General features: G+C 39.7%; 14 protein-coding genes. 10 read left to right on the forward strand and 4 right to left on the reverse strand.

Annotated features, from left to right (window positions below; all coding sequences use genetic code 11):
* Positions 1 to 6: 6 nt before the first annotated feature.
* Positions 7 to 897 (reverse strand): 3-hydroxyacyl-CoA dehydrogenase family protein, encoded by an 891-nt coding sequence (locus tag BC751_RS14725; protein WP_130276321.1) that lies wholly within the window; start codon positions 895 to 897, stop codon positions 7 to 9.
* Positions 898 to 1,048: 151 nt separating this feature from the next.
* On the opposite strand from BC751_RS14725, the gene BC751_RS14730 reads away from it, so the two are divergent.
* Positions 1,049 to 1,876: a CvfB family protein gene (locus BC751_RS14730; protein WP_130276322.1), complete on the forward strand. Its 828-nt coding sequence runs from the start codon at positions 1,049 to 1,051 to the stop codon at positions 1,874 to 1,876.
* On the opposite strand, the gene BC751_RS14735 is transcribed toward BC751_RS14730, so the two are convergent.
* Positions 1,873 to 2,232 (reverse strand): arsenate reductase family protein, encoded by a 360-nt coding sequence (locus tag BC751_RS14735; protein ID WP_130276323.1) that lies wholly within the window; start codon positions 2,230 to 2,232, stop codon positions 1,873 to 1,875. The two genes, BC751_RS14730 and BC751_RS14735, sit on opposite strands and share 4 nt — an antisense overlap.
* Positions 2,233 to 2,338: 106 nt before the next feature.
* On the opposite strand from BC751_RS14735, the gene BC751_RS14740 reads away from it, so the two are divergent.
* Both BC751_RS14740 and BC751_RS14745 read left to right on the forward strand, forming a co-directional pair.
* Positions 2,339 to 2,827: a YkgJ family cysteine cluster protein gene (locus BC751_RS14740; RefSeq protein WP_130276324.1), complete on the forward strand. Its 489-nt coding sequence runs from the start codon at positions 2,339 to 2,341 to the stop codon at positions 2,825 to 2,827.
* Positions 2,828 to 2,875: 48 nt separating this feature from the next.
* Positions 2,876 to 3,802: an ROK family protein gene (locus BC751_RS14745; protein ID WP_130276325.1), complete on the forward strand. Its 927-nt coding sequence runs from the start codon at positions 2,876 to 2,878 to the stop codon at positions 3,800 to 3,802.
* A gap of 71 nt (positions 3,803 to 3,873) precedes the next feature.
* On the opposite strand, the gene BC751_RS14750 is transcribed toward BC751_RS14745, so the two are convergent.
* Positions 3,874 to 4,263: a hypothetical protein gene (locus tag BC751_RS14750; protein WP_130276326.1), complete on the reverse strand. Its 390-nt coding sequence runs from the start codon at positions 4,261 to 4,263 to the stop codon at positions 3,874 to 3,876.
* Between the two features lie 309 nt (positions 4,264 to 4,572).
* Between BC751_RS14750 and BC751_RS14755 the strand changes: the two genes are divergently transcribed.
* The 5 genes from BC751_RS14755 to BC751_RS14775 all read left to right on the forward strand — a co-directional run bounded on the left by BC751_RS14755 (position 4,573) and on the right by BC751_RS14775 (position 13,350).
* Entirely contained in the window at positions 4,573 to 5,070 is a 498-nt protein-coding gene (locus BC751_RS14755; protein ID WP_130276327.1) for a DNA topoisomerase IV, read from the forward strand.
* Between the two features lie 39 nt (positions 5,071 to 5,109).
* Positions 5,110 to 7,014 (forward strand): DNA topoisomerase IV subunit B, encoded by a 1,905-nt coding sequence (locus tag BC751_RS14760; protein ID WP_130276328.1) that lies wholly within the window; start codon positions 5,110 to 5,112, stop codon positions 7,012 to 7,014.
* A 125-nt stretch (positions 7,015 to 7,139) separates the two neighbouring features.
* Complete coding sequence (locus BC751_RS14765) at positions 7,140 to 9,758, forward strand: DNA gyrase/topoisomerase IV subunit A (RefSeq protein WP_130276329.1); 2,619 nt, start codon at positions 7,140 to 7,142, stop codon at positions 9,756 to 9,758.
* Between the two features lie 307 nt (positions 9,759 to 10,065).
* The gene (locus BC751_RS14770; RefSeq protein WP_130276330.1) at positions 10,066 to 11,796 is read left to right on the forward strand and encodes a DUF1800 domain-containing protein; all 1,731 of its coding nucleotides are present in this window, start codon (positions 10,066 to 10,068) and stop codon (positions 11,794 to 11,796) included.
* 3 nt (positions 11,797 to 11,799) lie between these two features.
* A complete protein-coding gene (locus tag BC751_RS14775; protein ID WP_130276331.1) occupies positions 11,800 to 13,350 on the forward strand; it encodes a DUF1501 domain-containing protein in 1,551 nt (516 codons plus the stop codon).
* Between the two features lie 18 nt (positions 13,351 to 13,368).
* Here the strand turns inward: BC751_RS14775 and smc are convergent, their stop codons facing one another.
* Entirely contained in the window at positions 13,369 to 16,908 is a 3,540-nt protein-coding gene (gene smc / locus BC751_RS14780) for a chromosome segregation protein SMC (protein WP_130276332.1), read from the reverse strand.
* Between the two features lie 111 nt (positions 16,909 to 17,019).
* Between smc and BC751_RS14785 the strand changes: the two genes are divergently transcribed.
* Both BC751_RS14785 and BC751_RS14790 read left to right on the forward strand, forming a co-directional pair.
* Complete coding sequence (locus tag BC751_RS14785; RefSeq protein WP_130276333.1) at positions 17,020 to 17,553, forward strand: hypothetical protein; 534 nt, start codon at positions 17,020 to 17,022, stop codon at positions 17,551 to 17,553.
* Between the two features lie 130 nt (positions 17,554 to 17,683).
* Positions 17,684 to 17,839, forward strand: a complete 156-nt coding sequence (locus BC751_RS14790) for a twin-arginine translocation signal domain-containing protein (RefSeq protein WP_130276334.1) — start codon at positions 17,684 to 17,686, stop codon at positions 17,837 to 17,839.
* Positions 17,840 to 17,990: the final 151 nt, after the last annotated feature.

Here is a 17,990-nt window from a genome sequence, read left to right on the forward strand (position 1 = left end):
TTTCTTTTATTTGGTGAACTGTGGGGAAACAGTAAATTCTTTGACACCGGGGGTATATTTGTAAAAGCCTTCTCCTGTTTTCACTCCTTTGAATCCGGCTTCCACCATATTGACCAGAAGTGGGCAAGGTGCATATTTAGGATTTCCGAAACCCTCATGCAAAACCCTCAAAATGGAAAGACAAACATCAAGGCCTATAAAATCGGCCAATTGCAATGGGCCCATAGGATGTGCCATGCCCAGCTTCATTACAGTGTCTATTTCTTCCACACCGGCCACGCTTTCATATAAAGTATAGATGGCTTCATTGATCATCGGCATCAAGATCCTATTCGCAACAAATCCGGGATAATCATTGACCTCTACGGGGATTTTGTCCAGTTTTTTGGAAAGATCCATGATCTTTGCGGTCACTTCATCTGAAGTGGCATATCCACGGATAACTTCCACAAGTTTCATTACCGGAACCGGGTTCATGAAATGCATCCCTATGACTTTATCCGGCCTGGTAGTGGCAGCAGCAATTTTTGTAATCGAAATGGAAGAGGTGTTGGTAGCTAAAATTGCTTCATCTTTACTGAGCTCATCCAATTGTTTGAAAAGGTCTAATTTGATTTGGAGGTTTTCAGTAGCAGCTTCTATAACAAGATCGGCATGTTCAATCCCTGCTTTCAGGGAAGTAAATGTTTTGATTTTGCTCAATGCGGTGTTTTTATCTTCTTCAGAGAGGCTTCCTTTGGCTACCTGTCTGTCCATGTTTCTAGAAATAGTGGCCAAAGCTTTGTCCAAAGCTGCTTGATTGATGTCCACCAAAGAGACTTTGTATCCGTTTTGCGCAAATACATGTGCAATCCCATTGCCCATTGTACCTGAGCCGATTACAGTAATGTTATTCATGTTGATTTGGGTTTAGTATTCAGATGATAAACAAAATTTCTGAAAAAATATCCATCGAATTATGGAATTTCTCCCAGTTTTAATGCCCAAATCTAATTTGAATGGAAAGGAAATCCAATTCTTAATGATTTAAATTGGTTACCTTTGTATCATGAAAGAATTGGGTGTAATGAGTAGTCTGCTCATCAATAGATTTACTCCAAACGGAGCTTATCTTTCCTTACATGATGGCGGGGAAGTCTTACTTCCTAAAAGTTATCTGACAGGGAAAGAAAAAGAAGGAGAAGAAATAGAAGTATTTGTTTACACGGATAGTGAAGATAGGCTTGTAGCCGTCACTTCCAAGCCAAAAGCCCTATTGGATGAATTTGCAGTAATGGAGGCCAAAGAAATCACCAAGTTTGGTGCATTTATGGACTGGGGTTTACCAAAGGACCTATTTTTACCAAAAGCAGAAATGGGAAAACCTATGGTAAAAGGTGAAAAATACCTGGTAAGGGTCTGTAAGGATTACAAAACAAATCGGTTGATAGGTGTAAGCAAATATGAGGATTTTCTTATCCGGGATACCAGAGGATTTGAAAAAGGTCAGGAAACCGAAGTATTGGTTTTTGACCAGACTGAACTTGGTTATAAAGTTTTGATTGAAGGAAATTTTGAAGGACTCCTTTACAAGAATGAAATATTTCAGCCGATTCATATAGGGGATAAGGCCAGAGCTTTTATCAAAAAAGTGAGGGAAGACGGTAAGCTTGACCTCCAACTACTTCCTGAAGGCAGAGAAAAATATGAAGAAGGGGCAGAAAAAATCCTGGAAGTCCTAAAAGTCCGGAAGTTTTTACCCCTTCACGATAAATCATCCCCAGAAGCCATTAAAGAATCACTGGGAATGAGTAAAAAACATTTCAAACAGTCTATTGGTCAACTCTATAAAGCCAGAAAAATTGTGATCAAAGAAAACGGTATAGAATTGGTTTAATCCAATTCCAAGACCCTGTTAGGTGTGGTACACAAAACCGCCTTATCCCTTTTGATGGCAATGGGTGCTTTGATCAGGTGTGGGTATTTGGAAAGAATGAGCAGCCAACTTTCATCATCCCAGGTTCTGCCGGCAATTTTCTCCTGGTAATCAGGATGGGCCCTGTTCAGCAGATCCTTGGCTCTAAGGTTTAACTTTTCGAGAATAGATCTCCAACCTGTCAGGGTGATATGCTCTTTCTCTATGTTAATCTCATTGATGTGTTTGGCAATAGACCTGGCATAAGCCCTCATTTGCTTGTCTACGGCATGGGAAGGATTGTAGTAGAAGAATAGTTCGCTTGGATGTGTTTTCATAACTGTCTGGTTTAGTGTATTCTAAGATAAAGAAATTACAGCTTTATTCAAAACAAAAGTTGTTTATTTTGCTCTGGTACAAAAGAAGAAATTAATTTTAAGAGCGTTGGATATAGAAAGTTTTAATAAATTCGCAAAAACAGAATATTCTGCCAACAAAAAACTGCTTCAAAAACTGAAGAAAGTAAAAAATAAGGTATTGGATGAAATGTTTGAATCAGCGCATGAAGAGAAATTCAAAAAAATTGATTGCCTCCAATGTGCCAATTGTTGTAAAACGACAAGTCCCATTTTCCTTCAGACAGATATAGATAGACTTGCCAGGGTTTTCCGGATGAAAAGTTCGGAATTCATGGATACTTATTTGCACAGGGATGAAGAAGGGGATTTTGTCTTGAATGCTTCCCCCTGTCCCTTTCTCAACGAAGATAATACCTGTCTAGTTTATGAGGAAAGACCAAAGGCATGTAGGGAGTATCCCCATACCAATAGGAAAAACATGCATGGAATTTTGGATCTAAGCCTGAAAAATACTTTGGTTTGTCCTGCCGTTCTTGAAATATTTCAAGACTTTGGGAAAGAATTTAGGAAGTAAACAAATCTCTTTGCTATTTTAGGGCATTAAACCTATTGAAGAAACACCATGAATAAAGAAGCACAACATTTTTTGGGGGTAGATGTAGGAGGGACCCATTTAAAAATTGGGTTAGTAAATAAATCTGGAGAAATTATTTCTTTTGAAAAAATTGATACCGCTCCCTACAGGGATGATCCCAGGGGATTCAATCCATTATTTATTGAATGTATCGGAAAGATACTCGGAAAATTTCCAGAAGTACGTAAAGTTGGGATAGGATTGCCGGGTCTGATTTCCAAAGACAGGTATACCACATTGGAGATACCGGCCATTCCTGCGCTGAACGGATTCAATCTGAAAGGGGAATTAAAAAAGGCTTACAGCCATATTTCTTTTTATTTAGAAAATGATGCCGCAGCGGCTGCTTTGGGAGAATATCGCTTTGGAAAGAATAATCCACCTGAAAATTTCCTTTTTATCACCATGGGTACAGGCATTGGAAGTGCCTTGGTCATCGATGGAGAAATTTTCAAAGGATCTAGAGGAAATGCCATGGAGATGGGACACATGTTGTCCAGAGGTAATGAGGAGTTGGAAAAATTGATAGGTAGAAATGGTATATTGAGAATTTTGGAAAGGTTTATCCAAGCTTATCCCCGACTGGTTGGAGATTTGGAAAACAAGGAACTGGGGACACATTTATTGGTAGATACTGCAAGGGCAGGAAATGAAATTTCCCTGATGGTCTTCGAGGAAGTGGGCAGGATTTTGGGAGAAGCCATTGTTTCCACTATCAGGATATTGGATGTTACCAATGTCTATTTTGGAGGTGGGATTTCTGCAGGTCTGGAATTCATGATGCCTGCTTTGGATAAAACAGTGAGACAGTACCTGACTCCTTATTATGTTAGAGACCTTAACTTGATGAAAGCCTCCTTAGAAAATAATGCGGGGACCCTGGGGGCAGCTGCTTTGTGTTTTTCAGAAGAATAAAAACAAAAATGCCATCCTGATCGGATGGCATTTTTGTTCATTTAAGTTTTTAAAGGCTTAAATGGAGTGTTTTAGGGGTCTAGGGTGCTGATAGTAACCTCACTTACCCTACTTACAGCATTGAGCCTGAAAATCACTTTTAGTGGTTGGCTATTGGGTGATTCAGTATTACATTCTGGTCCTGGTTCTATGAAATAGATAAAGAATGTCTGGCTTCTATCTGCCAATTCAACTTTGTCGGGTCTTCCGAATGTCTTGATCAAGGCCTGATTATTTTTCCCTAGGAATTCATTCTTTACAACCCTGAACTTTTCTATTTCATTTAACCTCCATCCCAAACAGCCATTTCTATCCTTTTTCCACTGTTCAATGTCAATACCTTCAACCTCTACTTTTGATGAACACTGACAAAAAAGGAAGACAATGAAACTATAAATGAGGTAATTTTTTAAAGTTGGCATTTTTGTTTGGTCTAAATGAGCTACAAATTTCTCTACAAAGTAAAACCTGTCTTTTGGATTCATGAAATTCTTGTGGATAAATAGTTTTTCAGGCTACATTGTTATTGGTGTTCATGATTTTCGTACAATTGATAATCAGAAATAAAGCTGCAATTTCAAAAAAACAATTTCCAAATCTCATTAACATTCAATGTCTTTGGAAATACTTTTTCCTTGCGCCCTGATTAAAACTCAAATTGGGACAAACAGTTTCAATTGAGTATGCCTTTTAATATTTATATTAGCGGCCGTAAAATAAGCATAAAGACCATGTATTATCGTTTCGGAAAAGCATTTCATTTCTTATCAGTTCTGTTCTTTTTGGTATCATTTCTTTACATTTATTCAGCTTTGCCTGAGGTGGTTACCTATGAACTGAACGAGGAGGGAGTGGGGCAAAAATTTATGACCAAAGGGACTTTTTTCTATTCAGGGATAATTTTCTTTTTGATTTTGAATCTCATTTTGATAACTCCTGGAAAAATGATTGAAAATCAGAGTACTCCCAATTTTAAAAGACTGTTTCCCACAGGAGATCAATTCAGGGATTATATCCTTACATGGATTTACAGTTTTGTTGGAGTAATCAATGTTTCCCTCTCTATTTTGGCTTTGTTTATCCATAGCATCAACAACCAGAATGAGATCGCTTCGGGTGATTTTGCTTTTTTCTTTTACCTGATACCAATATTTTTTGTAGTTTGGATTGTGGCTCTGTTCTGGATTCTATTCAAAAAGTTCAATTCTATTCAAGATCAAGATCAATAAGTATCTGAATATCAATTCACAATAAGATTTTATCAATAAATGGCAGAAAACGTTCAATATACCGAAGACAGTATTAAGTCACTGGATTGGAGGGAACATATACGGTTAAGGCCCGGTATGTATATAGGTAAATTGGGTGACGGAAGTGCTCAGGATGATGGTATATATGTTCTCGTAAAAGAGGTTGTAGACAACAGTATTGACGAGCATATGATGGGATATGGGCGGACCATAGACATCAAAATATCCGAACACAGGGTTGAGGTCAGGGATTATGGCAGGGGTATTCCTTTGGGAAAGGTGATTGATTGTGTTTCAAAAATCAATACCGGAGGAAAATATGATTCAGGAGCTTTTCAAAAATCTGTAGGCCTCAATGGTGTCGGTACCAAAGCTGTCAATGCCTTATCAGAATATTTCAAAGTACAATCATTCCGGGACGGTGAAACCAAAGTCGCTGTATTTGAAAAAGGGGTATTAATAGAGGACAGGGCACTGGAAAAAACAACGGAAAGAAATGGTACCAAAGTGACCTTTTCTCCGGATGCTTCCATTTTCAAAAATTATCATTTTATTCCTGAATATCTCGAAAATCAGATCTGGAATTATGCTTTTTTGAATGCCGGTCTTACCATCAATTATAACGGGAAAAAGTACTATTCTGAAAAAGGGCTTTATGACTTATTAATGAGAAAAGTGGATGAAGACAGTATCCGGTATCCGATAATTCACTTAAAAGGGAATGATATTGAAATAGCACTTACCCATTCCAATCAGTACGGGGAAGAATATTACTCCTTTGTCAATGGTCAATTTACCACACAGGGAGGTACCCATTTGGCTGCCTTTAGGGAAGCAATAGTGAAAACCATCAGGGAATTTTACAAAAAAGACTATGATGCTTCTGATATCAGGTCATCTATTGTAGGAGCTATTGCAGTCAGGGTACAGGAACCCGTCTTTGAATCCCAAACCAAAACCAAATTGGGTTCTCAGAATGTGGGCCCGGACGGCCCTACCTTAAGGACCTTTGTCAATGATTTTGTGAAAACAGAACTTGACAATTACCTGCATAAAAACCCATCGGTGGCAGATGCACTTTTAAAGCGTATCCTTCAATCGGAAAGGGAAAGAAAAGAAATTTCCGGCATTAAAAAACTGGCCAATGAAAGGGCCAAAAAAGCCAACCTGCACAATAAAAAGCTCAGGGACTGTAGGGTACATTACGATGATCCCAAAGGAGATGAGGAGATGAAAAACAAAACCATGCTTTTTATCACCGAAGGGGATTCTGCCTCTGGTTCCATTACCAAATCAAGGGATGTGCAGACCCAGGCTGTATTCTCTCTTAGGGGCAAACCATTGAACTGCTTTGGGATGACCAAAAAAGTGGTGTATGAAAATGAGGAATTTAACCTGTTGCAACACGCTCTTAATATCGAAGACGGAATAGAAGGCTTGCGCTACAGGAAAATAGTCATCGCCACAGATGCTGATGTGGACGGGATGCATATCAGACTGCTGATCATGACATATTTCCTTCAGTTTTTTCCAGATTTGGTGAAAAATGGTCACCTTTTTATCCTGGATACACCTTTGTTCAGAGTCAGGAATAAAAAAGAAACCATTTATTGTTACACCGATGAAGAGAGGCAAAGGGCCATACACAAATTGGGCAAGACTGCTGAAATCACCCGCTTCAAAGGCTTAGGGGAGATTTCTCCTGAAGAGTTTGGAAAATTCATAGGGGAGGATATCCGATTAGACCCCATTATTTTGAGCAAAGAGACAAAAATTGCTGATTTGCTGAATTTCTATATGGGCAAAAACACCCCTGACCGCCAAAACTTTATCATTGACAATCTAAAAATTGAAAAGGATATTGTCTTTGACGATCCCGCCAAAAAGGTAGAAGAAGAGGCAGAGGAAAGTGAAGCAGCTTGACTTTTTAGGGTAAACAAGGAATCATTATTTCAAACTTGATTCAAACCTTATAAAAGTCCGAATTGATCTGTTTTTGGTTGGTTAACCACCAATTTTAACATCAACCTTTAGTTATAACTTATTGCATGAGTGATATAGATAAAACAAACCCTGAAGAAAAAGACGAGAGTTTACATGATTCCATTCCTGTAACCGGCATGTATAAGGACTGGTTTTTGGATTATGCCTCTTACGTAATTTTGGAAAGGGCCGTTCCTGCCATAGAAGATGGTTTAAAACCGGTACAGAGAAGGATCCTTCATGCCATGAAGGAAATGGATGATGGAAGGTTCAACAAGGTTGCCAATATCATTGGTCAGTCCATGCAATACCACCCTCATGGTGATGCTTCCATTGGAGATGCTATAGTAAATCTTGGCCAAAAAGACCTTCTGATCGAAACCCAGGGAAACTGGGGAGATATCCGGACAGGAGATTCTGCTGCTGCTGCAAGGTATATCGAAGCAAGGCTTTCCAAATTTGCCTTGGAAGTGGTGTTCAATCCACAGACCACCGATTGGCAGTTGTCCTATGATGGTAGGAAGCGTGAGCCGGTTACCCTTCCGGTAAAATTCCCTTTACTTCTTGCCCAAGGGGTTGAAGGTATAGCAGTCGGTTTATCCACTAAAATCCTTCCTCACAATTTCATAGAATTGATCCAGGGTTCTATTGCTATACTTAAAGGAGAGAAAACCAATATTCTTCCTGATTTTCCCACAGGAGGTCTTGCTGATTTTTCCGAGTACAACGAAGGCCAAAGAGGTGGCCGGATAAAAGTTAGAGCAAGGATTGAAGAAGAGGACAATAAAACACTTTTAATCAAGGACATACCGTTTGGCACAACCACCAATTCTTTGATTGATTCCATTATCAAAGCCAATGATAAGGGCAAGATCAAGATCAAAAAAGTGGTGGACAACACGGCCAAGGATGTAGAAATACAGATCCAGTTGGCTCCGGGCCAATCCCCTGATATGACCATTGATGCCCTTTATGCATTTACGGATTGTGAGGTCAGTATTTCGCCCAATGCCTGTGTGATCATCAATGAGAAGCCTGTATTCCTTTCTGTCAACGAAATCCTGGAGTACAATACCCAACAGACTAAATCCTTACTGAAAAGGGAATTGGAAATCCGCAAGGGGGAGTTGATGGAGAAATTGCTCTTTTCCTCCTTGGAAAAGATTTTCATTGAAAACAGGATTTATCGTGATATAGAGGAGTGTGAAACCTGGGAAGCGGTCCTGGAGACCATTGATAGAGGGCTGGATCCTTTCAAGCCTGATTTTTACAGGGAAATTACCACAGAGGATATCATTCGTCTGACAGAAATCAGGATAAAAAGAATTTCCAAGTTCGATTCATTTAAAGCAGATGAATTGATGCGCAAGCTGCAGGAAGAGTTAAAAGAAGTAAACTACAACTTAAAACACTTGACAGAATTTGCCATCAAATACTATGAAAACCTCTTGACTAAATATGGTAAAGGAAGAGAAAGAAAGACCGAGATCAGGACTTTTGATACCATTGAGGCTACAGTAGTGGCAGCAAATAATGCCAAATTATATGTTAACAGGGCAGATGGATTTGTGGGCTATGGCCTCAAAAAAGATGAGTTTGTCTGTGATTGTTCTGATCTTGATGATATCATTGTCTTCCGCAGAGATGGAAAGTGTTTGGTCACCAAAATCCAGGAAAAAGGTTTTGTGGGAAAAGACATCATCCATGTGGGGGTCTTCCGGAAAGGGGATGAAAGGATGGTTTACAACCTGATCTATCTTGACGGAACTTCAGGTAGGGCCATGGTCAAAAGGTTTCAAGTACTTGGCGTAACAAGGGACCGGGAATATGACTTGACAAAAGGAACTAAAGGTTCAAAAGTCCTATACTTAACAGCCAATCCTAACGGAGAAGCTGAAATTGTAACCGTGTACCTGACACAAGGAGCTAAAGCCAGGATCAAAGTCTTTGATTTTGATTTCAGTACCATTGAAATCAAAGGAAGGTCAGCAGGGGGTAACATTCTTACCAAATATCCTGTTAGAAAAATCCAATTAAAGATGGAGGGCGTTTCTACATTGGGCGGACTGGATGTGTATTATGATGCAGCCATAGGAAGATTGAATACAGACCAAAGGGGAAAGTGGATAGGCAATTTCTTAGGAGAAGACAGGATCATTGTGTTTTATAAGAACGGAGATTATGAACTGACCTCATTCGAGTTGACCAACCGCTATGAAGCCAATGATGTGCTCTTGATTGAAAAATTTGATCCCGAGAAGGTTGTGTCTGCCATTTATTATGATGGTGCCAGCAAAAACTATTTTGTTAAAAGATTCCTCATTGAAACTACGACCATCAATAAGAAATTCAATGTGATTTCAGACCACAAACAGTCTAAATTAGTGGTGGTATCTACTGACAAACAACCTCAGGTCAGAGTAAAGGTTGCCAAAGGAAAAGAACAAGAGGAACTGGAGTTTGATCTGGACATGTTGATTGATGTCAAAGGATGGAAAGCTATCGGCAATAAGTTGACTTCCCATCAAGTCCTTCAAATTGACCTCATTCAAAATGAACCTAAAAAAGAACAAACAATGGAAGGTGCAGAAGAGAAAGGGGAAGGGGATGAAGATATTGAGATAGGATCCACTGTGTCCTTTAAGGTCAAGAAAGATGAAGATGAACAATTAGGGTTGTTCTAGTGAAAAGTACCAAAAAATGGGACTGTTTGCTTAAAATCAGGCAGTTCCATTTTTTATTTTAGCCTGATAATTATCCTGGCATTAAGAAAAAAAAATAACGAAAATCATTATCCAACCAAGTAAAATTCCTTTTCGAAAAGACGAATTTCATTTTTGTCAGGATAAAAATTTTTATCGTGAAAACTTTGGATATTAACGGTTTACATTGTTATTTTTTCTCATAAAATGACATGAAATTTCATTTTTATCCCTTCTGAAATATGCATTGTTTTGGTGGAAAGTACCATTAATATAAGCTATTGTTGCCATGAAAGAAATAAGATCGGGTCAGTTTAGAGATGTAGCCAATAGATACCGAAAGGTAGAACCTGAAATTTTGAACATTGAAACAAATGGCAAGTCCTCCACCCAACCACATGCTCCTAATCAAAGATTGCTTGAAGTAAGAGATGGTTTAGAACCATTTACCGGAAATTTCACAGAGAGGCATCTTGCTCACCTTATCAAAAGAATAAGCTTTGGAGTTACCAATAATGAAATTGCCAGGTTTAGAAATTCAAGTATTGACCAAATCTTAAATACTTTTTTCACCAGGCCTTCTGCCTACCCTCAACCTGTAAACAATTACAATAACATGGCGAACGGCATCTTGGATCCGGAGGTGGAAACTGGAGAGCCTTTTGTAAATGCAGCCTTTGATAGGGACATTGAAGGGGAGCGGATAATTTCACTAAAAACCTGGATGATAGGGAGGATTATCAACACCCAGAATTCCTCCTTAGAAAAAATGATCCTTTTTTGGTGGCATTTCCTTCCGATCAAACTCTGGGATGTATTTGTATCAAAGATCGCATACCGGTATATAAAAATGTTGGAAAGAAATGCCTTTGGGAATTTAAAAACCATCATAAAAGACCTGACTATAGACCCGGGTATGTTGATTTTCCTGAGTGGGGCATTCAATAATAAAGACACTCCTGATGAGAATTTTGCCAGGGAATTGCAGGAATTATTTTGTATTGGAAAAGGAAAAGATGCCAGATACACGGAAGAGGATGTAAGAATGACGGCCAGGGTACTTACAGGCTGGACCATTGATTGGGACAGTGTACATGAAACTGGTGAGCCTTTGTCATTTTTCAACCCGGAGGCACACCATACTGGGGACAAACGTTTTTCGGCTTTTTACGGCAATAGGGTAATTCAGGGAAAAACGGGTGAAGCTGGGGCTGAAGAACTGGATGAATTACTGGATATGATATTCTCTAACCCTGAGTGTGCAAAACATTTGGCAAGGAGGATTTACAGTTTTTTTGTAACAACAGAAATCACTGAATTGGCTGAAAGAAATGTCATACAGCCATTGGCCAATATCATACGCAACAATAACTATGATATATTGCCTGCATTGTATACCCTTTTTAAATCCGCACATTTTTATCATCCGCATATCATAGGCGTGGTGATTAAAAATCCATTTGATTTCACATTGGGTTTTTGGAAGTCCTTTGAAATGACCAAGGCAACAAACCCGGCCGAAGAAAGGGATATGTATACAGGGGTCTTATGGCAGATGGCCAATTTGGGGATGGAAGTAGGAGACCCTCCCAATGTGGCCGGATGGCCTCCTTATTACCAAACTCCGCTTTATGACAAGATTTGGATAAATACTTATACCATTTCAAGAAGGATATTTTTAACAGATTCATTGGTGTTTTGGGGTTTTAGGTTATCTGACCGTGCAATGGCCAATGCAAATGTTCTGAATTTTGTGGATAAACTTCCCGGGGTTGAAGATCCAAATAAACTTATCAGAGAGTCCGCATTGATTCTGCTTGGAGTGGACTTAGGGACCGTTCAGTTCGAACAGGTTAAACAGGTCTTACTTTCAGGTCAGGAGCAGGATTATTATTGGACGGGAGCCTGGCTGACCTATAAGGCGAATCCTAATAATGCATTGGCAAGGACCACCGTTTTGAACCGTCTAAATCCAGCTTTCCAGATTTTATTACAAATGGCCGAAACCCACTTAATGTAAACCATGAAAAGAAGGAAATTTATCAAGCATGTTGCCCATAGTTTGGCTATACCTGGAATCTTGGGGGGATTTGGTACACCTTCATTAGGAAGGGAAATTGAGCGATTACTCCAAATGGCTACTGAAACTGGAAGGGTTTTGGTCTTGATATACTTGGATGGTGGAAATGATGGCCTCAATACAGTGGTCCCATTGAATAATTACAGTGCACTTACAAGAGTGAGGCCTCATGTAATCATGCCCGAGGATGAATTAATAGAAGTTACCAATACGGATTTTGCTTTTCACCCGGCATTGGAAGGATTTAAGTCACTTTATGATGAAAGAAGACTTCAGGTCATCCATTCTGTAGGCTATCCTCAGCAGAATTTCTCCCATTTCCGGTCAAAAGATATTTGGATGAGTGCCTCTGATTCAGATCAGATTTTAAATTCAGGTTGGGCAGGAAGATATCTTGAAAAAAACCATCCCGAGTTTCCCGAAAATTATCCGAATGAGATGCATCCCCATCCTTTAGCTGTAGAAATTGGACTGGGAGCCTCCATGTTGTTTCAAGGTGAGAGAATCGGGTTCAGCATGGTGATCAATAATGTCAACTCTTTTTATGAATTGTTGGATAAGGAGTTGGATGAAGTGCCCGATGGGCCAGTGGGTGATAAAATCCAGTACATCAGAATCATGGCCCAGCAGTCCCAGAAATATGGGAGAATTGTAAAGGAAGTAGCCGAAAAGATCAATTTTCAAAGACCTTATCCAGATACCCGATTGGCCAATCAGCTAAAAATTGTGTCTAGGTTAATAGCGGGAGGGCTAAAGACACCTTTGTATCTTGTAAGATTGGGCGGATTTGACACGCATGACAATCAGGTAGTCGATTCTGATAGAACTGTCGGGAGGCATGCTAATCTTCTAAAAGAACTAAATGATGCAATCATGGCATTTATGAAGGATCTTGAATACCACAAAACCGTCGATAGGGTAATGGGAATGACTTTTTCGGAATTTGGCCGAAGAATAGTTTCCAATTCCAGCGGGGGGACAGACCATGGATCAGCGGCTCCCATGTTCGTTTTTGGAAATATGTCAGAGGGTACTTTTTTGGGAGAAGCACCAAGGATAAGGGGGAGTGAAGTTTATGATGATAATTTACCTCTTCAGTTCGATTTCAGGCAGATATATACCTCTTTGCTGAGCCAATGGTTTGAATCCAACGAGCAAATACAAATGTCCAGGAATGCAGGAAGGACCTTTGAACAGGTTCCTGTAATCAGGAACACTTTGACCAATCCGCTCAGTCCTATGGAAAGGTTGGAAGCTAAGTTTTATCCCAATCCGGTAAGGGATTTTGCCACTTTGAGTTTCAATGCTGATGGGGATGTTAAAGTTGACCTGATAGATGTCAATGGAAGGGTTTTATCCATCATCCATCAGGGAGAAGCTCCCGGAAGGCCTTTCAATAAAATGATAGATTTTGTCACCTATCCTCCGGGCAGGTATATTATTCAGATACGCACAGCCCAGTTGAGGAAAACAATTCATGTGATTAAAATCTGATCCATGGAGTAAGGGCGATCAGGCCAGTTCCCTTAAATCCACAGGGACTACCCTGGAAACTCCCGCTTCTATCATGGTGATTCCATAGATGATATCTGTGCTGGCCATTGTCCGTTTGTTATGGGTAACAATGATAAATTGGGAATCTTTTGAAAATGTCTGGATGATATTGTTGAACTTATCAATATTGGCATCATCCAATGGTGCATCCACTTCATCGAAAATACAGAATGGTGCAGGCTTCAATAGATAGATAGCAAATAGGAGGGAAGTCGCAGTCAATGTTTTTTCACCACCGGACAGCTGATTAATGGTCAATGGCCTTTTACCCTTTGGCTTGGCCATAATTTCAATCGGGCTTTCCAATGGATTTTCTGGATCCACCAATTTAAGATCACAGTCATCTTCAGCAGTAAACAGAGACCGGAATACTTTAACAAAATTTTCTTTAATCTTTCCGAACGCCTCTAAGAAGGTATCCTTGGCCACCTGATCAATTTCATCAATGGTTTCCATCAAGGAGTTTTTAGCTTTGATCAGGTCTTCTTTTTGGGTTTGGATAAAGGAATGCCTTTGTTTGATTTCATCATAGGCCTCCATGGCCATAGGATTGATGGGACCTATTTTCTCTAATCTTTCCTTGGCTCTTGAAACGATTTCCCTGATGTCGGATTCACTTAATTCAAGGTAATCCTGATCCAATTCAGGGTTTTCTTCCATCAGTTGATCCAAATCGATTTCAAATTCCACGCTCAGCCTTTCCTTCATGCTGGCCAACTTCAATTTGACCTCATTCATGGAATGCTGCATCTCCTGGATCAAAGTATCCAAAGATTCCTTGGATTTTTGAAGTTCACGGATTTGTTTGTCGGTTTCATCAATTTCACCCCGGCAGGCGTAATAATCTTTTTCCGCCTCATTTACTCCTTTTTCAATACTTTCTTTCTCAGCGTACAGTTCAATGAGTTCATCATCTTTGATTTCCTTGTTTTCCAGTAATGTCTTGATTTCCTGGTCAATTCCGCCCAGTTCCTGCTGTGATTTCTCTATACGCTCTTTACTGCTTTCAAATGCTGTTTGCTTGAATTCAATTTCCTGCTCTAAGGAATTGACCCTGTTCATTTGCTGATGGAAAAGGATATTTTCCTGGTTGAATGCTGCTGATTTTTGGCTGAGCATCTCACTTTCCGATTGGAGTCTGACATTTACCTCTTCCAATTCCAGTTCCAATTGTTCAAAGGCAATTTTTACCTCCTCCAATTCAGGGGTTATGGTTTCCAAACTAAACTGCAAGGTCTCTATCCTGTCCAATATATCTTCCCTTTTATTGGCATTGGAAGAAAGCAATTCGCTCAGTTGTTCTTTTTTGGTTCTGACAGAAACGTATTCCTGATTGATTTCAGAGATTTCCTGTTGTAATTTTTCGATGGAAGATTTAAACGACACCTCCTTCAATTTAAGGAGATCACTCAGTTTTTCGTCCAGATTAGAGCGGGTAGATGAAACCTTTTTGTTCAGCTCTTTGATTTCTTTCTCCAGTTTTTCGAGATTCTTCGCCCTACCGATCCTTTTTCCTTCAAAAAGTCCCACAGAGCCACCGGATATGCTGAATTTCCTTTTGGTAAATTTTCCGCTTTCCGTGATGAAAATTGCGCTTTGATCTTTTGGAAAGTCCTGATATTCACCACGGACGATATAGACATCATCCAGTATAAAACCGATCAATTTGGCATACTTCTCATCGTATTCGATGATTTCTGTTGCCGGTAGGGCATTGGGAAATAATTTGGTCTGGGTAGGATGGAAACTGTTAAAATGTTCCAAAACAAAAAAATTGGCCTTGCCCCGGGCGGCATCACTCAATAAATTGACAGCGGCTATGGCCTGAGCTTCTGTTTCTACTACATAGTAGTTCATGTAGTTTTCCAAATAATTCTCTATGGTGACCCTGTATTTTTCTTCTGTCGTCAGGATGTCAGAAAGCAAAGGAGTGTCTTTAGCCCAATTGGGACTTTTTTTCAGGAATTTAATGGCTTCAGGAAATCCTTCAAGGTTTTCCACCAAGGATTTGGTAAGGTTGAACTCATTCTGCTTGGCATCCAATTTTCGGGAGTTTTGGGTTACTTCCTCCCTGATCATTTCAATGATTCTGTTGGCCTCTTCGATTTTGTTCAATTGGTCTTCTTCTTTAGCTTTCAGGGCCGCCAAGTCCTGTGTTTTAGCATCCAATTCCTCTTTGAGAAGAAGCATTTTATCTTCAAATTCCGCAAGATTTGATACCTGACTGCTATCATCCGAAGCCGTCTTCTCCAATTCTTGTTTTAAGGTTGAAAGTTGAATTTGTTTGATTTCCAGCTCCTTGGTGAGCTGGTATAATCGGTCTTTTTTTACAGAGTAATCCCTTGATAGGGTTTTTTGCTTTTCCTGAATATGTGCCTGTTCGGTTTTTTGGGATTCATAAGCAGCCCGCAATTCTTCAACAATGATTTCCTTTTCGTTCAGAATTTTTTCTGCAGACTCTTTTTCCTGTTCTAAGGACCTGATACTGAATCCTGCCCTGTCATTGGATTTTCTGTCCGCATCAATCTGCTCACGTAGCTTTTGGGCCCTGTCTTCTAAAAATCTAAGCCGTTCATTTTTGATTTTTTTATCACTCTCAAACTGACGGATTTTGTTCACATGCTCATTGAGTGTCTTTTGTCGGGAGGCAAGCAACTTTTCCTTATTGATCAGTTCTGCCTTATTCTCTTCCAATTGGGCCTCTTTTTGGGCGATTTTTGTATTGATGCCCATTTTTCTGTCCTGCTCTTCCTGTATTTTTTGGTGGAGTCCTATAAGGGCATCGGTAAGTTTTCCTACCGAGCGCTTGGCCAGATTGATGCTTGCCTCTTTGTATTCCTTTTTGATTTCAAAATATTTGGCAGTTTGTTTGGCCTGCTTCTCAAGGCTTTTGAGGTTTTTGTCAATTTCAAAAAGCACATCTTCCACACGCTCCAGGTCGGCATCAGTATCTTCGAGTTTGCGCAGGGTCTCTTTCTTTCGGGTCTTGAATTTGGATATGCCAGCTGCTTCTTCAAATAATTCCCTTCGGGAATTGTTTTTGTCATTGAGAAGCTCATCGATCATTTTCAGTTCAATGATGGCGTAACTATTCGAATTGATTCCCGTATCCATGAAAAGATTGGTGATATCCTTTAAACGGCAGGCAACTCCATTTAAAAGATATTCACTTTCACCGCTTCTGTAATAGCGACGGGTAATGGTCACATGGGTGTATTCAGTTGGTAATAGGTTTTTGGTGTTTTCAAAGGTCAGAGAAACTTCAGCCATATTGGTTGGCTTGCGGTTTTTGGTTCCGTTAAAAATCACGTTTTCCATTTTATCGGACCGAAGCATGCGGGACTTCTGCTCTCCTAAAACCCACCGGATGGCGTCCACTACATTGGATTTACCACAACCATTCGGTCCTACCACACCAGTGATTCCCTTATCAAAATGGATAACCATACGGTCTCCAAAACTCTTAAAACCTTTGATCTCAAGCTTACTCAGCAGCATCCTACAACCTTTGAAATTGAATAACGAACAAAATTAACCTATTTCAGAAATATACCAAGGATGTGCAAGAGATGGCTTTTTTAGTTATCTTGCATTTAAAATTCGAACAAAGTGGACGCAGGAAATATCATCTATCTCGTAGCAATTATTATCTATTTCATATACACGGCATTAAAAAAGGCGAAACCGGAAGAAGAAATAGAAAGACCGGATATGGCTCAGGAAAGAAAGGAGCAGAGGAGACCTGTATCTTTTGAGGAATTGCTGAAAGAGATAAGGGCAGGACAGCAAGAAATGAAAAGGGATCTGGAACAAACAGGTCAGGGAAGGGCTGCAGAAGAAAGATCAGAGCCTCAAAAAACTTTTCAGGACAGACAGCCTGCTTACCGTCCACAAAAAATCAAACAGCCAAAGGCATACGAACAATTTCAAGGGGAAATTTCTGAGAGGGAAATGCCCAAGTTGAGAACCTTGAATGAACAGATATCCCTTGAAGCTTCCCTTGAGGGGATCAAATCATCATTGAGATCCGATTCCGTGGAGAAAGAAAGGAAAGAAAACAGATATCGTCAGTTGCTTAAAGATCCCAGGTCAGTTAAGGATGCGGTGGTTTTGAGCGAAGTATTGACCAGAAAACACTTTTGATCACTCGATTTAATCTGTTCATTTTTTGTTTGTAACCGTTTATTTCCGGTCAAAAACAATATTGTTTTAGTTGAAGTTAATAGCTTATGTTATCCACAATAAGCTTTTAATTCACATAAAAACTTCTCCTATGAAAACCTTGGAAAAAGTACAAACGGGCATTCTCTCTGCGGAGAGAAGGGATTTTTTAAAAAAATCCGGTGCGCTTGCAATCATGTCAGCTTTTGGTGTAGGTTTTTTTAGGGCCTCTTGGAAAATTCCTTCGGAATTAGGGAGTAGAGCTTAAACTAAGTTCTACTTTCTTTTTTTTGGAGACTTTGGGCATTAATTTGCGGTCAATTTGAGTACGGAAAAGTACAATTTAGGCTTCGGTTTTGGATGCGTTGGGCCATGATTTGCAGTATGGGCACACTGCTCCCATGAAGATCTTTTTTGGT

It is taken from the genome of Cecembia calidifontis, from assembly GCF_004216715.1.
GTDB classification, from domain to species: Bacteria; Bacteroidota; Bacteroidia; order Cytophagales; family Cyclobacteriaceae; genus Cecembia_A; species Cecembia_A calidifontis.